Origin of the sequence: Pseudarthrobacter sp. ATCC 49987 (assembly GCF_009928425.1) — a bacterium.
GTDB lineage: Bacteria > Actinomycetota > Actinomycetes > Actinomycetales > Micrococcaceae > Arthrobacter.
Map to the genome: position 1 here is coordinate 3,937,872 of NZ_JAABNS010000001.1, position 17,386 is coordinate 3,955,257.

General features: G+C 67.8%; 17 protein-coding genes. 13 read left to right on the forward strand and 4 right to left on the reverse strand.

Translation table 11 applies throughout. The features are described 5' to 3' along the window. Positions 1–32 precede the first annotated feature (32 nt). Positions 33–455: a helix-turn-helix domain-containing protein gene (locus GXK59_RS18270; RefSeq protein WP_160668775.1), complete on the reverse strand. Its 423-nt coding sequence runs from the start codon at positions 453–455 to the stop codon at positions 33–35. A gap of 57 nt (positions 456–512) precedes the next feature. Continuing rightward, a complete protein-coding gene (gene ptsP / locus GXK59_RS18275) occupies positions 513–2,198 on the reverse strand; it encodes a phosphoenolpyruvate--protein phosphotransferase (protein WP_160668776.1) in 1,686 nt (561 codons plus the stop codon). 149 nt (positions 2,199–2,347) lie between these two features. Here ptsP and GXK59_RS18280 point away from each other — a divergent pair, with 149 nt between their 5' ends. From GXK59_RS18280 to GXK59_RS18300, 5 genes are all read left to right on the forward strand, one after another. Next, positions 2,348–3,076: a TetR/AcrR family transcriptional regulator gene (locus tag GXK59_RS18280; RefSeq protein ID WP_160668777.1), complete on the forward strand. Its 729-nt coding sequence runs from the start codon at positions 2,348–2,350 to the stop codon at positions 3,074–3,076. 59 nt (positions 3,077–3,135) lie between these two features. Beyond that, entirely contained in the window at positions 3,136–5,097 is a 1,962-nt protein-coding gene (locus GXK59_RS18285; RefSeq protein ID WP_160668778.1) for a PTS mannitol transporter subunit IICBA, read from the forward strand. After that, positions 5,097–6,245, forward strand: a complete 1,149-nt coding sequence (locus tag GXK59_RS18290; protein ID WP_160668779.1) for a mannitol-1-phosphate 5-dehydrogenase — start codon at positions 5,097–5,099, stop codon at positions 6,243–6,245. The genes GXK59_RS18285 and GXK59_RS18290 overlap by 1 nt, the downstream gene beginning before the upstream one ends. Positions 6,246–6,441: 196 nt before the next feature. Then, a complete protein-coding gene (locus tag GXK59_RS18295) occupies positions 6,442–6,915 on the forward strand; it encodes a MarR family winged helix-turn-helix transcriptional regulator (protein ID WP_160668780.1) in 474 nt (157 codons plus the stop codon). 51 nt (positions 6,916–6,966) lie between these two features. Further along, the gene (locus GXK59_RS18300) at positions 6,967–8,193 is read left to right on the forward strand and encodes an MFS transporter (protein WP_160668781.1); all 1,227 of its coding nucleotides are present in this window, start codon (positions 6,967–6,969) and stop codon (positions 8,191–8,193) included. Between the two features lie 107 nt (positions 8,194–8,300). Here GXK59_RS18300 and GXK59_RS18305 read toward each other — a convergent pair whose 3' ends face one another. Next, complete coding sequence (locus tag GXK59_RS18305; protein ID WP_160668782.1) at positions 8,301–9,752, reverse strand: sugar porter family MFS transporter; 1,452 nt, start codon at positions 9,750–9,752, stop codon at positions 8,301–8,303. A 299-nt stretch (positions 9,753–10,051) separates the two neighbouring features. Here GXK59_RS18305 and GXK59_RS20800 point away from each other — a divergent pair, with 299 nt between their 5' ends. After that, positions 10,052–10,516, forward strand: coding sequence for a hypothetical protein (locus GXK59_RS20800; protein WP_237393949.1), 465 nt, complete (start codon positions 10,052–10,054; stop codon positions 10,514–10,516). Continuing rightward, complete coding sequence (locus GXK59_RS20805) at positions 10,517–10,984, forward strand: hypothetical protein (RefSeq protein ID WP_237393950.1); 468 nt, start codon at positions 10,517–10,519, stop codon at positions 10,982–10,984. A gap of 55 nt (positions 10,985–11,039) precedes the next feature. On the opposite strand, the gene rraA is transcribed toward GXK59_RS20805, so the two are convergent. Continuing rightward, positions 11,040–11,516: a ribonuclease E activity regulator RraA gene (gene rraA, locus GXK59_RS18315; protein ID WP_202129163.1), complete on the reverse strand. Its 477-nt coding sequence runs from the start codon at positions 11,514–11,516 to the stop codon at positions 11,040–11,042. 107 nt (positions 11,517–11,623) lie between these two features. On the opposite strand from rraA, the gene GXK59_RS18320 reads away from it, so the two are divergent. From GXK59_RS18320 to GXK59_RS18345, 6 genes are all read left to right on the forward strand, one after another. Beyond that, positions 11,624–12,967 (forward strand): MFS transporter, encoded by a 1,344-nt coding sequence (locus GXK59_RS18320; protein ID WP_160668783.1) that lies wholly within the window; start codon positions 11,624–11,626, stop codon positions 12,965–12,967. A 162-nt stretch (positions 12,968–13,129) separates the two neighbouring features. Next, positions 13,130–13,816, forward strand: a complete 687-nt coding sequence (locus GXK59_RS18325) for a helix-turn-helix domain-containing protein (RefSeq protein ID WP_160668784.1) — start codon at positions 13,130–13,132, stop codon at positions 13,814–13,816. 302 nt (positions 13,817–14,118) lie between these two features. Continuing rightward, entirely contained in the window at positions 14,119–15,330 is a 1,212-nt protein-coding gene (locus tag GXK59_RS18330; RefSeq protein WP_202129164.1) for an NAD(P)-dependent malic enzyme, read from the forward strand. 98 nt (positions 15,331–15,428) lie between these two features. Further along, entirely contained in the window at positions 15,429–15,929 is a 501-nt protein-coding gene (locus tag GXK59_RS18335) for a DUF456 domain-containing protein (RefSeq protein WP_160668785.1), read from the forward strand. Between the two features lie 38 nt (positions 15,930–15,967). Further along, positions 15,968–16,948: a hypothetical protein gene (locus GXK59_RS18340; protein WP_160668786.1), complete on the forward strand. Its 981-nt coding sequence runs from the start codon at positions 15,968–15,970 to the stop codon at positions 16,946–16,948. A 72-nt stretch (positions 16,949–17,020) separates the two neighbouring features. Then, on the forward strand, positions 17,021–17,377 hold the full coding sequence (locus GXK59_RS18345; RefSeq protein WP_237393951.1) for a nuclear transport factor 2 family protein: 357 nt from the start codon (positions 17,021–17,023) through the stop codon (positions 17,375–17,377). Positions 17,378–17,386: the final 9 nt, after the last annotated feature.

Sequence of the window (17,386 nt, forward strand, 5' to 3'; positions counted from 1 at the left end):
TCCGGGATCGTTGTTTGATCCTTATCACGCCGTCACGAAGCATCCGCGGCACCGTCATCCCCGTGGTCCGGAGCGCCGTCGGCGGTATTGTTCTTCTTCTGTTTTTCCAGCCAGGCCATGATATCGGCGAGCCGGATCCGCCGGTGCGTGCCCCGGTATTCCACCGGGATTTCGCCGCGGTCCGTCATGTTCCGCAGATAGGTGTGCGAGATGCCGGCCAGCTCGGCGGCCCGGGACGTGGTCAGCATTTCCTCGACGCTGCTGACCGTCACCGCATCGCCCCGGCTGAACCGCGCCAGCAGGTCAACGACGGCGTCCCGTGCCTGGGCTGGCAGCCGGTGGACGGTGCCGTCGACAAACACCGTGATGTCGTCGCTGCCGTCGAGGGCGTACCGGAGTTTCTGCGCGTCCTCAGCCGGAAGGGCGGCCGTCACCCGGGGAGCAATCAGTGTCATGGTGTGCATCCTAGTGCCCCGGCATCGGCCTCACACTGCGGCTGCCCTGCTGCAGCACTACAGTCCGAGCTCCTCGAGGACCGGCAGCTTCTCCCGGACCCAGGCACGGGCCTCGGTGGCGCTCGGCGCGGAGAGCGCCAGTTTGGCCAGCTCCTGCGCCTCGGCCAGGGTGACGGTCTTCAGCACGGCGGCCACGGCGGCCAGGGACCGGGCTGTCATGGACAGGGTCGAGACGCCCAGTCCGGTCAGGACGACGGCGAGGGCCGGGTCCGCGGCGGCCTCGCCGCAGACGCCGACCGGTTTGCTGTGGCCCTCCGCGACGGAACCTTCCACGGTCAGGCCGACGAGCCGGAGCACGGCAGGCTGCCACGGGGTATTGAGGGCTGCGAGCGGGCCAAGCTGGCGGTCAGCGGCCATGGCGTACTGGGTGAGGTCGTTGGTGCCCAGGCTCGCGAAAGCCACCTCCCGGAGGATGGCCTCGGCGGTGAGCGCCGCGGACGGGACTTCCACCATGACCCCGGGGGTCTTGATCCCTGCCTCGGTGCACAGGGTGGCGAAGCGGGCGGCCTCCTCCGCGGTGGAAATCATCGGCGCCATGACCCATACGTCCGCCTCGGATTCCTGTTCGGCGCGGGCGATGGCCTGCAGCTGGCGTTCCAGCACGCCCGGTGTGGTGAAATCCGTGCGGTACCCGCGGACGCCGAGGGCGGGGTTTGGTTCGGTGGCGTCGGTGAGGAAGGGCAGCGGCTTGTCCGCGCCGGCGTCGAGCGTCCGGAGCACCACCTTCTTGCCGGGGAATGCATCGAAGACGCCCTTGTACGCGGCGGCCTGTTCGTCCACGGTGGGCTCGGTGTCGCGCTCCAGGAAGCAGAATTCGGTCCGGAACAGCCCCACGCCCTGCGCGTTCAGCTTCGCGGCGGCCAGGGCGTCCTTGGCCCCGCCGACGTTGGCGAGCAGCGGCACGAGGTGGCCGTCCGCCGTCGCGCCCGTTCCATCGAAGTCCGCCAGCAGCGACGCGGTGGCGGCCCAGTGCTCTGCGGCGGCCCGCTGGGAGTCATCCGGGTCCACGGTGATCAGGCCGGCGGCGCCGTCGACGTAGACCTCGGTGCCGTCCGGGAGCTGGTCGACGCCGGTAGCCGCGACGACGGCGGGCAGGCCCAGGGAGCGGGCGATGATCGCCGTATGGGACTGCGGGCCGCCGCCGGCCGTGAGCAGGGCCAGGATCTTCTCCGGATCAAGGGTGGCGGTGTCCGCCGGGGCCAGGTCCTCGGCGATCAGGATGAACGGGGTGGGGGAGGACGGGATGCCCGGGGCCGGGACGCCGCGCAGTTCGGCCACGATCCGGGCCCGGACGTCCAGGACGTCGGTGGCGCGCTCGGCCATGTAGCCGCCCAGGTTGTGCAGCATTTCCGAGACGGAGGCGCCGGCTTCCCAGATGGCCCGCTGGCCGGAGGTGCCGCGGCCGATCAGCTTGGCGGCCGACTTCAGGAGCATCGTGTCCGTCGCCATAAGGGCGGTGGCTTCCAGGACTGCCTTCCCGTCGCCACTGACGGTTTCGGCCCGGGCCTTCAGCTCATCGTGGACGGCTTTCGCGGCCGTCTTCAGGGCCGCACTGGCTTCCTCAGCCGTGACGCCGGCCGGCAGCTGCTCCCCGGCGGGCGGTTCGCTGACGGGTTTGGGCATCTGGCGGATGGTTCCGATGATGCGGCCGGGGCTGACGCCTACTCCTGGGAAGTTCTGCACTGAAGGTCCTCATTCTCTGCCGTGGGCCAGTAAGCCGGTGAACCGGGCGGGCCTGCCGACAGCTGCGTCAGCAGGCGGGCCCCGGTACCTGAAAAAATTGTATGTGATGCACTTCATATAGCGTTGCTATAGATGCTAGGGTAGCGGTTATGAGTTTAGATGGCCAGTTTCCGCCAAAGACGCGGCTGCTGCGTGCAGCCGCTGAGTTGCTGGCCAACTCCGCCGGCGGGGCGGTTTCCACCCGCCAGATCACCCAGCTGGCCGGAGTTACGGCGCCGACCCTCTATCACCACTTCGGTGACAAGGAGGGTCTGTTCGACGCCGTCGTCGCGGCAGGTTTTGAAGAGTACGTGGCGGGCGAACGCGACTTCGCACCGTCCGGACAGCCGCTGGAAGATATCCGGCGGATGTGGGACAACCATGTGCAGTTCGGGCTCAAGCAGCCGGAACTGTACCTGGTCATGTTTGGCAATATCCGCCCGGAAAGCCGCCCGGCCGTCGTCGCTGACGCCGAGGGCCTGATGGAGGAAATGCTGAACAAGGCCGCCGTCGCCGGCCAACTCAACGTCCCTCCGCGGGAAGCGGCCAGGAGTATCCTGGCTGCCAACGTCGGTGTGACGCTCATGCTGATCACGGAAAAGGCGCCCGAGCGCAACCTCGAGCTGTCCACCATGACCCGCGACGCCATGATCTTTGCGGTGTCCTCGGACCAGGCCAAGAACAGCGGCCCTGAAGAGTCCGGGAAATCGTCAGTGGTTGTGGCGGCGATCGCCCTGAACGCGGCACTGCAGGCATCGCACTCAGACCAGCTCTCCAGCTCGGAACTCAAGCTCTTCCTCGAATGGCTCCACCGGATCTCCACCAGCTCCACCAGCTAGCTTTCGCGAAATCATCGGACCATCCTGCGGTGCAGCAGGAATGACGGTTAGGAAATCACATGGCAACAGAGACAGTTGCGAAACCCCGCACCAGCGTGCGTGTTGGCGTCCAGAAGTTCGGGACTTTCCTGTCCGGAATGATCATGCCCAACATCGGTGCCTTCATCGCCTGGGGCATCATTACGGCGCTGTTCATCCCGGCGGGCTTCCTGCCGAATGAGGAGCTCGCCAAACTTGTCGGGCCCATGATCACGTACCTGTTGCCGCTCCTGATCGGCTACACCGGCGGCCGGATGGTCTACGGCGTGCGCGGCGGCGTCGTGGGTGCCGTGGCCACCACGGGCGTCATCGTCGGCACCGACATCCCCATGTTCATCGGCGCCATGATGCTCGGCCCCCTCACGGCCTGGCTCATGAAGAAGGTCGACAAGATCTGGGAAGGCCGGGTCAAGCCGGGGTTCGAAATGCTGATCGACAACTTCTCGGCCGGCATCCTTTCCGCCGGCATGGCGGTGGTGGGCATGCTGGTGATCGGCCCGGTAGTGAAGGCCTTCAGTGACGGTGCCAGCCGCGTGGTCGAATTCCTGGTTATCAACGGACTGCTGCCCTTTACCAGCATCTTTATTGAGCCCGCAAAGGTCCTGTTCCTGAACAACGCCGTCAACCACGGCATCCTCACCCCGCTCGGCACACAACAGGCGCTCGAGCAGGGCAAGTCCATCCTCTTCCTCCTCGAAGCCAACCCCGGTCCGGGCTTCGGAATCCTGCTCGCCTACTCGATCTTCGGCACCGGCCTGGCCAAGGCGTCCGCGCCGGGCGCAGCGGTGATCCAGTTCGTCGGCGGCATCCATGAGATCTACTTCCCGTTCGTGCTCATGAAGCCGATCATGATCCTCGCCGCAATCGGCGGCGGCATGACCGGGATCTTCACCCTCGTGGTCACCGGCGCCGGGCTCCGCTCGCCGGCAGCCCCGGGCAGCATTATCGCCGTCTACGCGGCAACCGCACGCGACAGCTATGTCGGTGTGACCCTTTCCGTACTGTTCGCCACCACCGTGTCGTTCCTCATCGCCTCGGTGATCCTGAAGACCAGCAAGACCCCCGTGGGCGCCAGCGAGGAAGAGGCCCTCGGCGCTGCCACCGTCCGGATGGAGGAAATGAAGGGCAAGAAGAGCTCGGTGTCCTCCATGCTCGCGGGTTCCGGTGCTGCCGCCGGCGGCGGCGTCGCAGTCCTCGCCGGACCGGTCAAGAACATCGTTTTCGCCTGCGACGCCGGTATGGGCTCCAGCGCAATGGGCGCCTCGGTGTTGCGGAACAAGATCAAGGCGGCCGGCTTCCCGGAGGTCAAGGTCACCAATTCCGCGATAGCGAACCTCAGCGACACGTACGACGTCGTCATCACGCACCAGGACCTGACCGAGCGCGCCAAGCCCGTCACCGCCAGCGCCGTGCACGTGTCCGTGGACAACTTCATGAACAGCCCGCGCTACGACGAGATCGTTGAGCTGGTCCGTACCAGCAACATGGAGGGCGGGCCCGCTGCTGCCGCCGTCGTCGAAACGCTGGAAGCTCCCGAGGAAACCGGCCCCGCCGGTATCCTGGTGGCGGAAAGCGTTGTCCTCAACGGCACGGCCACCAGCCGCGACGCCGCCATCGACGAGGCCGGCCGGCTCCTGCTGGACCGCGGCGCCGTCGACGCCGGATACCTGGACGCCATGCACGAACGCGAGGAGTCCGTGTCCACCTACATGGGCAGCTTCCTCGCCATCCCGCACGGCACCAACGCCGCCAAGGACCACATCATGAAATCCGCGGTCTCCGTGGTCCGCTACCCCGACGGCATCGACTGGAACGGCAAGGAAGTGAAGTTCGTGGTCGGCGTCGCAGGCATCAACAACGAACACCTGCACATCCTGTCCTCCATCGCCAAGGTCTTCACCAACAAGGCGCAGGTGGCACAGCTTGAGGCGGCCACCACGGTCGAGGAAGTCCTGGACCTGTTCGGAAAGGTCAATTCATAGTGAAGGCCGTCCATTTCGGGGCAGGAAACATCGGGCGCGGATTCGTCGGGCTGCTGCTGCACGAAGCGGGGTACGAGGTGGTGTTCGCGGATGTCGCGGACGCCCTGATCACCCAGCTGGCAGCCGCAGACAGCTACCAGGTCCACGAGGTGGGGGAGCACCCCACCGTCCGGACCGTGGAGAACTTCCGCGCGCTGAACTCCAGCAGCCAGGAAGCGGACGTCATCGCGGAGATCACGACGGCGGACGTGGTCACCACCGCGGTGGGGCCGCACATCCTCAAATTCGTGGCTCCGGTGATCGCCAAGGGGATCGCCGCCCGGGCTGCCGGGCTCGCCCCGCTGCAGGTGATGGCGTGCGAGAACGCCATCAATGCCACGGACATCCTGAAGTCCGAGGTGGCGGCCCAATGGGACGCTGCCGCGGGGTCCCTTGAGGACAAAGCGGTCTTCGCGAACACGGCCGTGGACCGGATCGTGCCGAACCAGGAGGCGGGGCAAGGCCTGGACGTCACGGTGGAGAACTTCTACGAATGGGTCATCGACAGGACCCCGTTCGCGGGCAATCCGCCGGTGATTCCGGGCGCGACCTTCGTGGATGAGCTGGAGCCGTACATCGAGCGGAAACTGTTCACCGTGAACACCGGGCACGCCGCCGCAGCGTACTTCGGCTTCGAGGCCGGCCTGGAGAAGATTTCCGAGGCCATGGCCGACCAGGACGTCGCCGCGGATGTCCGCGCCGTCCTGGATGAAACCAAAGAGCTACTGGTAGCAAAGCATGGATTCAACCGCGACGAGCAGGAGGCCTACGTCCAGAAGATCCTGGGCCGCTTCTCCAACCCGCACCTGCCGGACACCGTGAACCGGGTGGGCCGGGCGCCGCTGCGCAAGCTCAGCCGGCACGAACGCTTTATCGGTCCGGCCGCGGAGCTGGCCGAACGCGGGATTGTCCCGGAGGCCCTGCTGGGCGCGATCGCCGCCGCCCTGCGCTTCAACGACCCGGCCGATGCCGAAGCGGTGGAGCTCGGGCAGATCCTGGCATCCTCGACTGCGGAGGAGGCCACAGCAAAGATCACGGGCCTGGCCCCGGACCACCCGCTGTTCCCGGCCGTCGCCGCCCTGGTCGAGGAGGCCAGGACTGCCGCCTAGTCCGTTTAATCGCCGAAGCCTAGCCGCCGACGCCGGAGCTCGCCCGAGTTCCGGCGTCGGCGTGTTTAAGCCCCCGTCGAGGTGACAGTTGACGCCCATGCGCCGCGAGATCACGGGCGCCAACTGTCACCTCGACGGTGGAACAGGCAACCGCCCTCTTGACCATTAGGCAGCCTAACAGTTAGGCTACCTAACTATGAACGTCAGTGAACCGGCCGACCCGGGCCTCGTCGCCCTCGCCCAGGACTTCCGCGAGGCCCTCCGCCACAGCATCTACCTCGTCCGCCGCCTGGACGCCGACGGCGAACTCAGCGCCGCCCAGCTGAGCACCCTCAAAATGCTGATGGAGGGCGGACCCACTTCCCGTGAGCCCAGCGGCGTGCGGGTCGGCGACATTGCCCGGAACCTCGGCGTCAAGGTGCCCAGTGCCACCGAGCAGATCATCAAGCTCGAGCGCGCCGGCCTCGCCCGCCGGGAACCGGACCCCCACGACGCCCGCGCCGTCCGTGTGGCCCTCACGGAAGCCGGCCTCGCCGCCGTAGATGCCGCCAACGAGCGCCGCAATGCCGTCATGGCCGGCATCCTCTCGTCCCTTTCGGGCGTCGACCGTGCCGCCCTCGCGGCCGCCCTCCCGGTCATCGGCAAGATCAACGCGACGCTTCAGGCCTGATACCCAACCGAAAATCCCACAACTTAGATCCCATGAATTAGGAGTGCAACTATGCACGGCCAGCCCGCCGACACCCTGCCGGCAGCGGAAAAGACCCTCGAGGCTGAGAAGGCCTCACTACTCAAACAGCCCAAGGCGGTGTGGGCGACTGCTCTCGCAGCGGTGTTCGCCTTCATGGGCATCGGCCTGGTGGACCCCATCCTGCCGGCGATCGCCAAGAACCTGGACGCCTCGCCGAGCCAGGTCTCACTGCTTTTCACGAGCTACTTCCTGGTCACCGCCGTCGCCATGCTGATCACAGGCTACGTCTCGTCCCGGATCGGCGGGAAACGGACCCTGCTGATCGGACTGGCGGTAATAGTCGTGTTTGCCTCGCTCTCCGGCACCTCGGGCAGCGTGGCCGAGCTCATCGGCTTCCGGGCCGGCTGGGGGCTCGGCAATGCCCTCTTTGTGGCCACGGCGCTGGCCGTGATTGTCGGCGTCGCGAGCGGCGGCGCCGGCACGGCGATCATCCTCTACGAGGCCGCCCTCGGCCTGGGCATCTCCCTCGGCCCGCTCCTGGGCGCACTCCTGGGCGGCTGGCAGTGGCGCGCGCCGTTCTTCGGCACCGCCGTGCTGATGGCCTCGGCGTTCATCGCGCTGATCACCCTGCTGCCCAAGACCCCGCTGCCTGAGCGGAAGGTCCGGCTCCGGGATCCCCTCCTCGCGCTGGGGCACAAGGGACTCAGGACGACGGCGGCCAGCGGCCTGTTCTACAACTACGGCTTCTTCACCGTCCTCGCCTTCACGCCCTTTATCCTGGGCATGGACGCCTACGGGATCGGCGGAGTGTTCTTTGGCTGGGGCGTCGCCGTCGCCGTCTTCTCCGTGTTTGCCGCCCCCGTGCTGCAGAACCGCTTCGGGGCCGTCCGGGTCCTCACCGGCACCCTGACCCTGCTGATGCTGGACCTGGCGGGCCTGGGACTGGCCGCCGGGCACTCGGTGCCCGCCGTCGTCGTGCTGGTGGTGATTTCCGGGGCGCTCCTGGGCATCAACAACACCATCTACACGGAGCTGGCCATGGGTGTTTCGGATTCGCCGCGGCCCGTGGCCTCTGCCGGGTACAACTTTGTGCGTTGGATGGGCGGCGCCCTGGCTCCGTTTGCCGCCGCGCAGCTGGGCGAGCACTTCGGCCCGCAGGTGCCCTTCTTTGCGGGCGCGCTGGCCATGGTGGCGGCCATTGCCGTGGTCCTCGGCGGACGACGCTACCTGACCGCGCACGAGCCCCACATGGTCTAGCTGACGCGCCGGGTGCCCAACCCGCCGAGGTGACAGTTAATGCCCATGTTCCCGCGGAACATGGGCATTAGCTGTCACCTCGGCAGGCGGAAGGAGGGCAGTGCGGCTCAGGCCGTCGCGGAAGCCTTCGCGGAACCCTTCGGGACGAAAAGGGTCTCGGCGTGCTCCAGGGACATGCCGTTGGTCTCCGGCACCTTGAACTTCACGAAGAAGAACGACGCCGCCGCGAACGTGGCGTACATGGCGTAGGTCAGGGGCAGCGAAGCCGCCGCCATGACCGGGAAGCTCAGGGTGATGGCGAAGTTGGCGATCCACTGGGCGGCCGCGGCCAGGCCCAGGGCGCGGGCGCGGATCCGGGACGGGAAGATCTCACCGAGCAGCACCCAGACCAGCGGGCCCCAGGAGGCGCCGAAGCTGATCACGAAGACGTTGGCGGCAACCAGGGCGGCCGGACCCCACGCGCCGGGCAGCGAAATCGCGTCCCCCGTTCCCGTGGCTGAGGCGAAGGCCAGGGCCATGGTGCCCAGCGATGCGGCCATGCCGATGGAACCCGCGAGCATGATGGGACGTCGGCCGATCCGGTCCACCAGCGCGATCGCCACGAGGGTCACGAGGATGTTCGTGATCGCGGTGGCCACGGAGATCGTCAGGGAGTCCTTCTCCTGGAAGCCGACGGCCTTCCACAGGGTGGTGGAGTAGTAGAAGATCACGTTGATGCCGACGAACTGCTGCAGCACCGACAGGATGATGCCGATCCACACCACGGGCTGCAGGCCGAAGGCCTTGCCGCGCAGGGAGCCCTTCTGGCCCGCGAGCTTGTCTTCCTCGATGGCCTTCTTGATGTCGCGCAGGTGGCGGTCCGTGTCCTCGTTCGGGGCGATGGACTGGAAGATCTTGAGGGCCTCCTCGTCCTTGCCCCGGACGACCAGGAACCGCGGCGACTCGGGCAGGGTGTAGGCAATCCAGCCGTAAACGACGGCGGGCACGGCAGCCGCGAGGAACATCCAGCGCCAGGCTTCAATACCGAACCAGAGGGCCTCGCCCGCTCCGCCGGCGAAGTTCGCGAACAGGGCGTCCGAGAGCAGGGCGGCGAAGATACCAGTGGTGATGGCAAGCTGCTGGAGCGAGGCCAGCCGGCCCCGGACGTGGCGCGGTGAGATCTCGGAGATGTAGGCCGGAGCGATGACGGAGGCCAGGCCGATGCCCAGGCCGCCGACCAGGCGCCAGAAGATGAGGTCCCACACGCTGAAGGCGAAGCCGGTCCCGATCGCACTGACCAGGAACAGCAGGGCGCCGAGCTTCATGGCGGGGATCCGGCCGTAGCGGTCGGCGATCTTGCCGGCCAGGTAGGCGCCGGCCGCGCAGCCGAGGAGGGCCACAGCCACGGCGAAACCGGTTACGGCCTCGCTGAGCGCGAACTCGTCCTTGATTGCGTCGACGGCGCCGTTGACCACCGAGGAGTCGAAACCGAAGAGGAAGCCGCCCACGGCGCCCGCCACGGCCAGCCAGATGACCCGCTGGGGGATCCTGGCTGCGGTCTGGTCTTGGGTGGTTGTCATCTGGCTCCCTCGGCATTTCGCGTTCCGCGGCCGGCGCCGCAAGCTACCAAGTCTTACACCGGAGCCGGAGCGGTGCACGTCACAGGGCCAAAAATGAGAGAAAACATACAGTTTGGCGGGGCGCGGCAAGCGGGCACCGCCGTCGTGCCGTCCAACTGAGACTTCGCGCCCATGTCCGGTTCCGCCATGGGCGCGAAATCTCACCCCGGCGGCCCGACGTCCAGGAGTTGTGGGGGACGTGTGGCTGCGGGGTGTGGATAACTTAAGCGGGCGGCGCCGGATCCGATCATGATGAGGGAATGCGCCGACTTGAGCTCCCAACATTCCTGGCGGACGGCTCGTTCTCCGTCCTTGCTGCGGACGCCGCGGGGATCCCGCGGAAGCGGACCCGTGCCCAGGACCTGATCACGGTGTCCCGCGGTGTCCGCGTCCCGGCCGGCAGCGGCGCACACGGCGGGGCAGCGCTGAGGGCCTACTGCCAGCTCGACGACTGCACCGTACTCTGCCACTTCACCGCGGCGAGGCTGTGGCGCGTTGGCCTTCCCCTGTGGGCGGACTGCGATTGGCGGATCCACCTTGCCCGGCCGCGGGGCGGCAGCATCCCGAAGCGGGCAAACGTGGCGGGCCACCGACTCGCTCTGGCGCCCGGGGACGTGGTGATGTTCGCCGGCGTCCGGGTTACCTCGCCCGAGCGCACCTTCCTTGACCTGGCTGCGGCTCTGCCGCTGGACGATCTGGTGGCTGCCGGGGATGCCCTGGTGTGAGTGCACGGTCCGGAGTTCCCGTCGCCCCGGACCGCCGTGTCGAGCATCGAGGCGCTGGACAGGATGCTGCTCCAACACCCCGGCGCCCGGAACATCCGGACCGCGCGGGAAGCCCTTGGGTACGTGCGCGTGGGTGCGGATTCCCTGCCGGAAACACACCTGCGGCTCGCCCTGGTCCGCGGCGGCCTTCCGGAACCCGAGCTCAACCACGTGGTCTGGGGCCCGGCCGGCGCCCCGGAATTATGGCCGGACGCGGCCTATCCGGCCCACCGGATCTCGCTGCAGTACGACGGCGCCCACCATGACGGACCAGGCCAGCATCTGCGCGACATCCGGCGGGCACGGACCACGGAACGGCTGGGCTGGGTCGAGGTGAGGATCTCGAAGGACGACCTGGCGGGTGATCGCCCCGCGGCCATCGGCAGGGTCCGGCGGGCCCTCCAGTCCCGGGGATGGACGCCGAGGTGAGGTTAAGCGCCCATGCTGTTTAGCGTCATGGGCGCCAAGTCTCACCCCGGCGTGGTCAGCGCTCTACCAGGATCCCGTCCGGATCACACCAGATCATGGCGCCGGGCCGGAGGACGACGCCGTCGATCTCCAGTGCCACGTCGCTCTCACCGGCACCTGCTTTGGCGCTTTTGCGCGGGTTGCTGCCGAGCGCCTTCACCCCGAGCGGCAGTCCGGCGATCGCCGTCCGGTCGCGGATGGCGCCGTTGATCACGACGCCGGCCCAGCCGTTCGCGACCGCGCTGGCCGCGATCAGGTCCCCCATCAGGGCCGTGCGCAGCGAGCCGCCGCCGTCCACCACCAGGACGGCCCCGTCGCCGGGTGTGGCGAGCGTGGACTTGACCAGGGCGTTGTCCTCGAAGCAGCGGATGGTACGGACCAGGCCGCTGAAGTGCGTCCGGCCGCCGAGCGACTGGAACTGCAGGGCCACGGAGTCGAGCTCCTCACCCCGGACGTCGTAGAGATCGGCGGTATTTACGGCGGATGCGGCCATCGGTTCTCCTGAGCTGGAAATAGGGGGCGGATCGTGGTCCCCACGATAGTCTGGCTGCACACCGATCTTCAGCGTGCGTCGTCAGTTTCCGGGGGGAACCGAATTACATGAGCCTGTCCGATCCTCCCGGCGCTGCTCCGGACCCAGCCCGTGACCCCGCCGCGGCACCCTCGACGGCAGAACGCCCGACGACGGAACGCCCGACGGCGGTGGCGCTCGCCGAGCCCGACCGGGCGGTCCGGCCCGTCTGGATCGCCGGGGTTGTCCTCGTCAACCTCGGCATCAACGCGGCATTCTTCGCCCCGCTCCAGGTGCTCCTCGGCCAGCAGGCGGCAGCATTCAGCGAGGCCGACAAGGAGGCCATCCTCGCCCTCGTGACCGGGGCGGGCGCGGCGGTCTCACTGGTCGCCAACCCGCTGTTTGGCGCGTTCAGCGACCGCACCTCCTCACCCCTGGGCCGGCGTGTGCCCTGGGTCCTCTTCGGCGCCGTCCTCGGCGCCGCGGCCCTGATTGCCCTCGCCGGGGCGCCGAACGTTGCCATCATGACGCTGCTCTGGTGCCTCGTGCAGGCCGGCTGCAACGGCGCCTATGCCGCCATCACCGCGGCCATCCCGGACCGCGTGCCCGTGGCGCAGCGCGGCACGGTGGGCGGCCTGGCCGCCATGGGACAGACGGTCGGCATCCTCATCGGCGCCGTGATCGCGGCAGTGGTGACGGGGAACTTCGCCGTCGGCTATGTGGTCTGCGCCGTCGCGCTGCTCGCCGGCGTCGTGCTGTATTTCTTCAGGAACGACGACGCCCGGCTCCCCGCGGAGGCGCGGCCGCCGTTCCGCCTGGCCGGCTTCGTCAAGGGTTTCTGGATTTCCCCGGCGCTCCACCCGGACTTCGCCTGGGCCTGGCTGACCAGGCTCCTGGTGAACATCGGCAACCACATGGTCACCCTTTACCTGCTCTTCTTCCTCACGGATGCGGTCCGCCTTCAGGAGACGCAGGGCATGGCGCCCGAGTTCGGCGTGCTGATCCTGACCGGACTCTATGCGGTGATGGTGATCATCAGCAGTGTGATCGGCGGCCGGCTGAGCGACCGGATGGGGAGACGGAAGCCGCTCGTGATCATGTCCTCGGTCATCATCGCGGTGGCCTCGCTGATCCTGGCATTCGCGCCGAACTGGATCGGGGCGCTGCTGGGCGCTTCGGTGCTGGGCATCGGCTTCGGCTGCTACCTTGCGGTCGATTTCGCCCTCATTACCCAGGTGCTCCCGGCGGCTCTGAGCCGCGGCAGGGACCTGGGTGTCCTGAACATCGCCAATTCCCTGCCGCAGGTGCTCGCCCCGCTTATCGCGTTCCCCTTCGTGACGCTGTGGGGTGGATACGTTTCGCTGTACGTGGCGGCCGCGGTGATTGGGCTGCTGGGTGCCGTGTTCGTGGTCAAAATCAAGGGCGTCGACTAGCCCAGAAGGTGCCGCCGTCGTGGCTCCGTCCGGGCCGCTCCGGCCGTGGATGTGACTGGCTTTCGGCCCGGGGGCGTGGCGTATAGTGGACGGGAATTGCCGCGGCAGTGCTGTGGGGGATCCCTCCCGGCTGCCGAGAAAACCGACCCCGGAACGCTGCTGATGCCTGAACTTCACTCAGAACTTCCACCGATGGCCCCGCCGCCCAGCCTGCCCAGGCAACGGCTCCGCTACACCCGGATCCTCGACGTCGCCGCCGGGTTCGTGCGCAAGGGACTGGATTCCGTGGTTCTCTCGGAGGTCGCTGCCCGGGCTGATGTTCCGCTCGGCACCCTGTACCGATACTTTCCGTCCGCCACCCAGCTGGTGCTGGCGCTGTACCGTAAGCAGCTCACGGAACTGTACGCCGCCAACTCCCCTGCGGCGCCAGCGGCCGGCACCGCCGCTGCATCGACAAGCACCGCCGCTGCCCCGGCGAAGAAGTCTGCGGGACGCTCCGCGAAGCCACCCGCAGCGGACGCCTCGGGCGATGTACCGGCCCACGCGCTCGTCGGCGTCGTGATGGAAATCTTCCACATGCGCCTTATGCAGCCTGCCGTGGAGCAGTGCCTCAACAAAGTCGTGTACACCAAGGACACGGACACCACGAAGCTGCTCCGCGAGATCGACGCCACGGCCGAGAAGGCCGTCACCGCCGTCAGCGGCGACGCCGCCATCTCCCGGGTGCTGCTGCTGACCGTCACTGGACTGGTCCAGTCGGTCCGCTGCCGCCGGCTTTCCCTCTTTGAAGCCGAGGAAGACCTCAAGAAAGCCTGCTTCCTGCTGACATGCGGCCGCCCAGCGGCGTAACTGGTCTAGACCAATCTGACTTTTTACTGGCCGGTAGCGGACCTTTTGAGTGATGCGGGTCACAAAAAAGCTTGGATAAACGTTTCACCATTCGCGGGAGTGTGTCCGTCGACACTTCATGGCCCGCCGGCTTTGTTTACCATTGCAGAACCGGAGCGGCCCCGCCGCTTACAGTACCCGGAGCACCGCCGCCGGCCCACCAACCTCGGGCCGCTGCCGACGTTCCCCAGACCATCTTGAGCATCCCTGTGCTTGAGCTTCCATGAGCCGTATGCCCACGGTGAGCCCCAGGAGACAACGAAGTGTCCATTGAGACGACTATCCCCACCGACGCTACTTCCCCCGCAGAGCCCGTAGAGGTGCTGAGCGACGAGGAAATTTTCGCATCCCACCAGGGCGGCAAGCTTTCAATTTCCAGCACTGTCCCGCTCGCCAGCAAGCGCGACCTTTCCATCGCGTACACGCCCGGCGTCGCCCAGGTCAGCCGCGCCATCGCCGCCAACCCGGAGCTCGCCAAGACCCTCACGTGGGCCCAGCGCCTCGTTGTCGTCGTCAGCGACGGCACGGCCGTGCTCGGCCTGGGCGACATCGGGGCCAGCGCCTCGCTGCCCGTGATGGAGGGCAAGTCCGCCCTGTTCAAGGCCTTCGGCGAACTCGACTCCATCCCGTTGGTGCTCAACACCACCAACGTCGACGAGATCGTGGAGACCCTCGTCCGCCTTCGTCCGAGCTTCGGCGCCGTCAACCTTGAGGACGTCTCAGCGCCGCGCTGCTTCGAACTCGAGGAGAAGCTCATCGAAGCCCTCGACTGCCCCGTTATGCACGATGACCAGCACGGCACCGCCGTCGTCGTGCTCGCCGCCCTGACCGGCGCCGCCAAGGTGACCGGTCGTGGACTCGAGAAACTGCGCGTTGTCGTCTCGGGCGCCGGCGCTGCCGGGATTGCCGTCGCGCAGATGCTGCTCTCCGCCGGGATTACCGACGTTGTGCTGCTGGACTCCCGCGGGGTCATCAACAGCAAACGTGCGGACATCGCTGCCCACCCCGAGGGCAAGAAGGCGCAGCTGGCCAGGAGCGGGAACCCGCGCGATGTCTCCGGCGGCCCCGCCGAGGCATTGCTCGACGCCGACGTTTTCATTGGCGTCTCCTCCTCCAGGCTGGACGAGGACCACCTCAAGCTCATGAGCAAGGACGCGATCGTGTTCGCCCTCTCCAACCCGGACCCCGAAGTCCTGCCGGAGGTTGCACGCAAGTACGCGGCCGTCGTCGCCACGGGCCGCAGCGACTTCCCGAACCAGATCAACAACGTCCTGGCCTTCCCCGGCATCTTCCGCGGAGCCCTCGACGCCGGCGCCCGCCGGATCACGCCGGCCATGAAGCTGGCCGCAGCCCGCGCCATCGCCGCACTGGCCGAGGAGGACCTTTCCGCCGACTACATCGTCCCCAGTCCGCTGGACCCGCGGGTGGCACCGGCGGTTTCCGCCGCCGTCGCCGCGGCGGTTGAAGCCGAGTAGACACAGCTGAACAGAAGACGACGGCGCCGCAGCCCTGGGGATGCGGCGCCGTCGTCGTCGGGTGCTCCGGGCACCGGCTCGAACCATAGACTGGAGCGATGAACCCCGAGACTGTCGTGACGATCCTGTGCGGCCTCGCCATCCTGGTGGGCGTGGCCGGCACCGTCATCCCCGTGCTTCCCGGCAGCATCCTGATCGGACTGAGCCTGCTCGCGTGGGCCATCTGGGGCGGCGCCGGAACCATCGGCTGGGTGGTGTTCGGGATCGGCCTGGTCTTTGTCCTGGCCGGGATGGCCGCCAGCGCGGTCCTGACCGGGCGGAAACTCAAACAACACAGCATTCCCGGCCGCTCGGTGGTGGCCGGGCTGGTCCTCGGGGTGGTGGGGATGTTCATCATCCCCGTCGTGGGCCTGTTTGTCGGTTTCGCCGCCGGCCTGCTGCTGAGCGAGTTGCAGCGCACGCGCGTGTTCGGCACTGCCGTGGCATCCAGCTGGGCGGCATTGAAGGCCACCGGCCTGGGAATGATCGTGGAGTTCGGACTCGCCTGCCTGGCCGGCAGCACCTGGGTGATCGGACTCTGGATTTCGGCCGCGGCCTAGTCTGCCCGCGGCCGCCCCGGGCGGACTAGCATGGAGTCATGAGCGCCGGACCAGGGGAAACCGCCCCCCGACCAGCCCTATACCGCGACCACCGCGACCTGACGCCGTTCCGGACGCCGGTGATCCGGACGCCTGTCCGCGGACTCGCCAACGGCGTCGCCGGTGCCGTGGCGGGGCGGACCCGTGGTTCACTTCCCGTGGAAGGCGGCGCACCCCGGCTCGGCAAAGTGGGTGGCAGGGCACCGGGCAAAGCGGCGAAGACCGTGCATGCCGCCATCTTCGCCAGCTCCGACCCGGACCGGCTGATCGCCCTGGCGCACGCCAACCCCGGGTGGGCCGGGCTGTGCTACCTGATGGCCGGACTGCAGAGCTATGCCCAGGGCGGCCACCTCCGCTCCTCCGAACTGCTCCAGCGCGGCCTGCTGATCAGGAACGACGACGACGCGAACAGCTATGCGTCCGTCTATCTGGCCCGTGTCATCACCCGGGTGGCCGTGGCAGAGCGGGTCGAGGTTCCCGTCTTGTTCAGCGAGGAGGCTGCGTTCCTGGCGTTGTCCCATTCGCTGCGCGAGACAGGCCAGGGCGAGGCCGCACTCGCGGCGCTGACGGGACTGCCGCCGTCGTTGCCCATGGCCCTGGCGAGCTGCTCTCTGGCCGCGTCGCTGGGACGGCATCTGGACGTGGTGGCGGACACGGACGGGCTGCTCAACGGGGACGATCTCTCGGCGGCGCTGCTCCTGGTGCGGGCACGGTCGCTCCGGAAACTTGGCGACGACCGGGAAGCGCGGGCAGCCCTGCAGGAGGTCCTGCGCCGGCGCAAGACCGATTTCACGCTCCGCAGCGATGCCCTGACGGACCGGGCGCTCCTTCTCCTGGACAACGGGCGGAAGGTGCTGAACCGGTTTGAGTGGCAGCACCGCCAGCCCACTGAACTGGAGACGGTCAGGACGCTCCGCAAGGACGCCGAACTGCATGAGCTCTGGGACCGGGAATACGGCCTCGCCGACGACGGCGACTGAACCAGGGAGACGGGTCCCGTTCCGGATCGACGACCCTTGCGGACTCGCGGAAGCAGGGAGTAAAACCGAGGAATGAGAGATGCGGCAGCGCGCTGGATGCAGCACTACATCGCAGCCTGGAGGTCGAACGAGCCGGAGGACATCAAGGCGCTTTTCACGGAGGACGCCGTGTACGCCACCCGCCCGGATGATCCCGAGGCGTGGACCGGGCGCGAGCAGATCGTGGAGCGATGGATCGCCGGCCGTGATGAGCCGGGGGACTGGACCTTCGAATGGAAGCTCCTCGGCGTCGACGGCGGCAGGGCCTTCGTGCAGGGCCGCACTGACTACCGCGAGGACAGCCGCAGCTACGACAACCTCTGGATCATCCAGCTCACGGGGGACGGCCGCGCCACGGCGTTCACCGAGTGGTACATGCCGCGCACGTGACCGGGCGGC

Excerpts from the sequence above, each read along its gene's own strand:
- GXK59_RS18270 (WP_160668775.1), bottom strand. The coding sequence starts at position 455 with ATGACACTGATTGCTCCCCGGGTGACGGCCGCCCTTCCGGCTGAGGAC.
- GXK59_RS18280 (WP_160668777.1), top strand. The coding sequence starts at position 2,348 with ATGAGTTTAGATGGCCAGTTTCCGCCAAAGACGCGGCTGCTGCGTGCA.
- GXK59_RS18285 (WP_160668778.1), top strand. The coding sequence starts at position 3,136 with ATGGCAACAGAGACAGTTGCGAAACCCCGCACCAGCGTGCGTGTTGGC.
- GXK59_RS18295 (WP_160668780.1), top strand. The coding sequence starts at position 6,442 with ATGAACGTCAGTGAACCGGCCGACCCGGGCCTCGTCGCCCTCGCCCAG.
- GXK59_RS18300 (WP_160668781.1), top strand. The coding sequence starts at position 6,967 with ATGCACGGCCAGCCCGCCGACACCCTGCCGGCAGCGGAAAAGACCCTC.
- GXK59_RS18305 (WP_160668782.1), bottom strand. The coding sequence starts at position 9,752 with ATGACAACCACCCAAGACCAGACCGCAGCCAGGATCCCCCAGCGGGTC.
- GXK59_RS20800 (WP_237393949.1), top strand. The coding sequence starts at position 10,052 with ATGCGCCGACTTGAGCTCCCAACATTCCTGGCGGACGGCTCGTTCTCC.
- rraA (WP_202129163.1), bottom strand. The coding sequence starts at position 11,516 with ATGGCCGCATCCGCCGTAAATACCGCCGATCTCTACGACGTCCGGGGT.
- GXK59_RS18320 (WP_160668783.1), top strand. The coding sequence starts at position 11,624 with ATGAGCCTGTCCGATCCTCCCGGCGCTGCTCCGGACCCAGCCCGTGAC.
- GXK59_RS18325 (WP_160668784.1), top strand. The coding sequence starts at position 13,130 with ATGCCTGAACTTCACTCAGAACTTCCACCGATGGCCCCGCCGCCCAGC.
- GXK59_RS18335 (WP_160668785.1), top strand. The coding sequence starts at position 15,429 with ATGAACCCCGAGACTGTCGTGACGATCCTGTGCGGCCTCGCCATCCTG.
- GXK59_RS18340 (WP_160668786.1), top strand. The coding sequence starts at position 15,968 with ATGAGCGCCGGACCAGGGGAAACCGCCCCCCGACCAGCCCTATACCGC.
- GXK59_RS18345 (WP_237393951.1), top strand. The coding sequence starts at position 17,021 with ATGAGAGATGCGGCAGCGCGCTGGATGCAGCACTACATCGCAGCCTGG.